Source organism: Clostridium sp. 1001270J_160509_D11 (assembly GCF_015667935.1).
In the GTDB taxonomy this organism is placed as follows: Bacteria; Bacillota; Clostridia; order Peptostreptococcales; family Peptostreptococcaceae; genus Intestinibacter.
In genome coordinates this window covers 1-4,894 of record NZ_JADPET010000179.1, presented here as the reverse complement: position 1 = coordinate 4,894, position 4,894 = coordinate 1, and the positions used below count along the sequence as shown (strand labels likewise).

Here is a 4,894-nt window from a genome sequence, read left to right as displayed (position 1 = left end):
AAATATTTAATTTATTATATAAATATTTCAAATACGTAATTTAATATGTTTATTTTATAAAATTCATTTTAATTATGGCTCCAACGAATTGGAGATTCCGTTGCATTAGTTAATATGTTGGAAATTAAAAAAGATGGCCATAAGCCATCTTTTTATTCGATACTTCCTAATCTAGAATATTTATTTCTAGCTTTTAATAGAAGATCTCTTACATATTCGTTTTTATGTTCATCTTTTTCTAATAAGTTCATTATCAGCATTTCACATTCTTTAGCAGTTTTTTTACCTTTTAAATAAAGTGATTTATTTATATTTTCTATTTCAGATTTTATATTTTCAAATATAGTATGTTCTAAATTAGTTATAGAAATTGTTCTTTCGTTTATATCTATAATTTTATTATTTCCGACATAAGCATCACATAATTTAGATTCAATCGATGCACAACCAGATTCTTCGTTTATTTCGATACATATATTTATAAATTCAGTTTTTGCCTTAGCTTCTTTTATAGATTTTGAGCCTACATGGTTATGTGTTATTTTACCAGTGTATTCTTCTAATATAGAAAAACATACTGTATTTACATTAGCATCTACCTCATAAATATCTACACAACCTTTATACTTGGCACTTGGGAAAATCTCCATTATACTGCTTTTGATTTCTCTGTAATTTGGATGTTTTAAATCTTGTGTGTCGAGAAGTAACTTTCCTAGAGATTTTATTTTCGATTTTAATTCAACTTCATCTATAGTTTGTGTAGAGTAATTTTTATAATGCTCTATATACTCTTCATTTTCTTCTTTTTGAGCTGTAACAGCATCGATATAGTGATTTAAAACTCTATTATCTTCTTTTACAGCGTATATTGTCTCTATGTTTGAGTTGAAATATTTAAGTTCATTTTCATTATCTAAATAATCTATACTTACATATGCTTTTAATATTACTTTATTTTCTATGTTTTTTTCTATATCTATATAAAGATCGTATATTCTTAGATATTCTTCTATAGTTTTGACTTCTGTCCATAATTCTGTTTTTCCAAATTCATCTTTATAATCTTCATTGACTCTAAAAGTGATTTTGCCTAAATTATCTTTATAACTTAGAAAATCTGTCAGTATTTTTGCATTTGGGAAAATTTCTTTTATTATATATTCAAGCTCTGAAGCTGTTTTATCTTCAAACAATCTAAGCCCTAGTTGCTTTATTTTTTCACTTAATGTTGTCTTGTTCATTTTTGACCCCCTATTTTAATACTCATACCTATTGTACCAGTATTTATATATAAAGAATAGTATTTGTTTTGAAAAAATAGTAATATTTATTAATAATTTAATTCAAAAAGGGTGAACACGTTATGTCCACCCTTTTAATAAGTTTAATTTAAATTCTATCCTATTTTTTTATTAACTTTAACATTGCTTTTAGTTTTTATAAAAGCTCCAACAACTCCACCTAAAATTGCCGGCAACACCCAGTTAAATCCATATTGAGCTAGCGGTAATTTTGAAAGTAAATTAGATATTTGAGTTAGTGTAAATAAGCTGCTTCCTACTGATAATATACTTACTAATAATGTAGTATAAGCTACTCCTTTAAATACATTGTCATTTGAAATATATTTATCTAAGAAAGTTGTAGCTATTATAGCAACTAATACTGGACAAACAATTTGTAGTATTGGTGCAGAGAATTGGATTATTGTACTTACACCGAAGTTAGCTAATACTAAACTAAATACAGATACACCTATTACTATAGATTCATATTTAACTTTGCCATTACTTATAGTTGAGAAGTAAGTTGCTGTTGAAGAAGTAAGTCCTATAGATGTAGTTAAACATGCTAGAGAAACGATTATTCCTAATACTATCTTACCTGGTTTTCCTAATATAGCATTAGTTATAATAACCATTAAAGTAGCTTGCGGTGTATCAGCACCATAAGTAGTAGATAACATAGAACCTAAATATGTAAGTCCTGCATAAACTACTGCTAAGAATATTCCTGATATTACTCCAGCTTGAAGAGTTAGTTTGATTTTTTCTTTAGAATCAGTGTATCCTCTTTGAGCTATAGCTGTTATTGCTACTGTTGAAAATGCAACAGCTGCTAATGTGTCTAAAGTTTGGTAACCTTGTTCTACCCCTTCAGCAAATAAATTGTTTTCTATAAGTTGAGTATTACTTACATCTCCTATAGGAGTAAATATACCCATTACTATAAGTAGACCTAAACATAATAAAAGTGCTGGTGTTAAGAATTTACCTATTATATCTACAACTTTTGATGGTCTTATCGTAAGTAATAATGTAAGTCCAAAGAAAACTATTGAAACAATTAATTTTGCTATTGGTGATTCAAATCCAAGTATAGGCGCTATACCCATTTCATAAGTTGTTGCACCATTTCTCGGTATTGCAAGTAATGGTCCTATACATAATATAGATGCTATTATAATTGCTCTGGCAAACTTTTTGCCCGCTCTGCTTAAAGTTAAATCTAGATCCCCATCAAATTTAACAGCAGCCATAACTACTACAAGTGCTAGAATTATATCTGTTAATATAAATCCTGATAATGAAATTATCCAGCTATCTCCTGATACTAACCCTAAATACGGTGGAAATAGCAGATTTCCTGCGCCGAAAAACATCGAGAAAAGCGCAAATCCGACTACTAATACGTCTAATGCTTTTTTGTTATTCATCTTATCCTCCTATGATTTAATAATATAATTAATTTAAAAATTATAATATATATTATAATACAAATTGGTTAAAATAGGAAAAGTTTTTACAAAATATGTTGAAATTTTCAAATAAATCTCAAAAATAGTATTAAAATATTAAAATTCGCACTAAATAACATAATAAAAGAACTGCATTAGCAGTCCTTTTATTAAACTAACAACAATAATGAGGTTTTGTAATAAGTTTATTATTAATATTGTATACCCATTACTTCTTTAACATGTTCTATAGGCATATCTTGGTTAGTCCAAAGTTTAAATGCAGCTGCACCTTGGAATAACATCATTGGGAAACCATTTAATGTTTTACAACCAACTTCCTTAGCCATTTTAAGAAGTGCTGTTTCAGCTGGTGCGTATACAACATCAGTAACTATTAAATCTTTTCTTAAAAATGATTTATCAGGTATATAAGTTTGTCCTTCAAGAGGTTTCATACCCATTCCTGTAGCATTTGTAAATATATAACTTGAAGCTATTTCTTCTTTTAATTTATCTAAATCATCTAGATCGTATAAAGTAGCTTTACAATTTGTTTTTTCATTTATATCTTTAACTGTTTTTTGAGCTCTTTCATAAAAAGCATCTTTTCTATTAAATATAGATATTTCTTTTACTCCATCAAGAGCAGCTTGTACTTGTATAGCTGTTGCAGCTCCACCAGCACCTACTATAGTCATTTTTTTACCTATTATATCTATACCAGCATCTTTTAATCCACTCATATATCCTATACCATCTGTTATATGACCAGTTAATACACCGTTGTCATTAACTATAGTATTTACAGCACCACACATCTCAGCTGCATCTGATAATTTATCTAAGTATTTATGAACTACTGTTTTATTAGGCATTGATACGTTAGAACCTCTAACTTTCATAGCTCTAAATCCTTTTATGGTATCTTCTAAATCTTCTGTGCCTACTTCAAATGCAAGATATGCATAATCTAGTCCTAATTTTGCAAATGCTTCATTGTGCATTCTTGGTGATGATGAATGTCTTATTGGTGTAGCTATTAAGCCTATTAATTCAGTATGACCTGTTATTCTCTCTGCCATTTTAATATTCCTCCAATTTATTTATTTGTGTATGTATATGATTTTTATTTGTAGTTTTTATATAACATAGGAAATTTTTATTTTAATTATGTTTTTGTATTTTATATATGTTTAAAATTTGTGTACTATCTGATTATTATGTTTTTTATTTACTTTGATGCATTACATCAAGTATTAAAGCTAATTTGTCTACTGATATTTGACCTGGTGCTGAAGCAGCTTTTGCAGCTCCGAAAGTAAGTGCTGAACCGAAAGTTTCTCCAGATAATCTACTTACAAGACCAAGCGCACCCATAGACATTGTTATTATAGGTTGTTTTGCGTATTTAGTGTGCATCTCTTCTGTAGCAGCTAATAATGTTACTACGTCTTCTGAAGTATTAGGCATAACTGCTATTTTAGGTAAGTCAGCACCTAAGTCCTGCATTTTACAAAGTCTGTTTATTATTTCGTCTTTTGCTGGAGTTTTATAAAAATCGTGATTTGACATTACGACTTTTACATTGTTTTTGTGAGCTGTTTCGACTATATCTTTTACTATTTTATCTCCTGTAAATAATTCTACATCTATTAAGTCGACTAATTTAGTTTGTGCTATTGTTTTATTAAGCTCTGAATAATATTCAGTACTTACTTCTAGCTCTCCACCTTCTTTTTTGCTTCTGAAGGTGAATAATATAACAGCGTCTTTAACTTCATCTCTAAGAGCTTTAACTATTTCTTTGACTTTTTCTATATCTTCTACATCTTTATAGTGATCAACTCTCCATTCGATTAAGTCGAATTTCACATTTTTTAAGAATTTAGCTTCTTCTAATATCTCTTCATTAGTTTTTCCTACTAAAGGTACACATATTTTTGGAATACCTTCACCTAGTTTTATATTTCTTACTTCAACAGTATTTAACATCTTATTTCTCCCTTATATATATTAATATTTGGTTTGTTAATTTTTTGTCGTTTATTATAATTTAATTATATTACCTAATCTCTCGTACGATTTCCGACCGTACTGAGAGAACCTTTGAGCGCCTCCGTTACTTTTTGGGAGGCGACCGCCCCAGTCAAA

The 4,894-nt window shown here is 28.6% G+C and carries 4 protein-coding genes; all 4 read right to left on the bottom strand.

Features of this window, described 5'->3' with window-relative positions:
- Window positions 1–152: 152 nt before the first annotated feature.
- The 4 genes from I4U58_RS12610 to aroD all read right to left on the bottom strand — a co-directional run bounded on the left by I4U58_RS12610 (window position 153) and on the right by aroD (window position 4,735).
- Window positions 153–1,244, bottom strand: a complete 1,092-nt coding sequence (locus I4U58_RS12610) for a hypothetical protein (RefSeq protein ID WP_195931694.1) — start codon at window positions 1,242–1,244, stop codon at window positions 153–155.
- A gap of 155 nt (window positions 1,245–1,399) precedes the next feature.
- Window positions 1,400–2,719: a branched-chain amino acid transport system II carrier protein gene (gene brnQ, locus I4U58_RS12605; protein WP_195931693.1), complete on the bottom strand. Its 1,320-nt coding sequence runs from the start codon at window positions 2,717–2,719 to the stop codon at window positions 1,400–1,402.
- A 233-nt stretch (window positions 2,720–2,952) separates the two neighbouring features.
- Window positions 2,953–3,825, bottom strand: a complete 873-nt coding sequence (locus I4U58_RS12600) for a shikimate dehydrogenase (protein ID WP_195931692.1) — start codon at window positions 3,823–3,825, stop codon at window positions 2,953–2,955.
- A 145-nt stretch (window positions 3,826–3,970) separates the two neighbouring features.
- Window positions 3,971–4,735 carry a type I 3-dehydroquinate dehydratase gene (aroD, locus tag I4U58_RS12595; RefSeq protein ID WP_195931691.1) on the bottom strand — a complete coding sequence of 255 codons (765 nt, stop codon included), beginning with the start codon at window positions 4,733–4,735 and terminating at the stop codon, window positions 3,971–3,973.
- Window positions 4,736–4,894: the final 159 nt, after the last annotated feature.

Coding starts and splice junctions, on each gene's coding strand:
- aroD (WP_195931691.1), bottom strand. CDS start 4,735: ATGTTAAATACTGTTGAAGTAAGAAATATAAAACTAGGTGAAGGTATT.
- I4U58_RS12610 (WP_195931694.1), bottom strand. CDS start 1,244: ATGAACAAGACAACATTAAGTGAAAAAATAAAGCAACTAGGGCTTAGA.
- I4U58_RS12600 (WP_195931692.1), bottom strand. CDS start 3,825: ATGGCAGAGAGAATAACAGGTCATACTGAATTAATAGGCTTAATAGCT.
- brnQ (WP_195931693.1), bottom strand. CDS start 2,719: ATGAATAACAAAAAAGCATTAGACGTATTAGTAGTCGGATTTGCGCTT.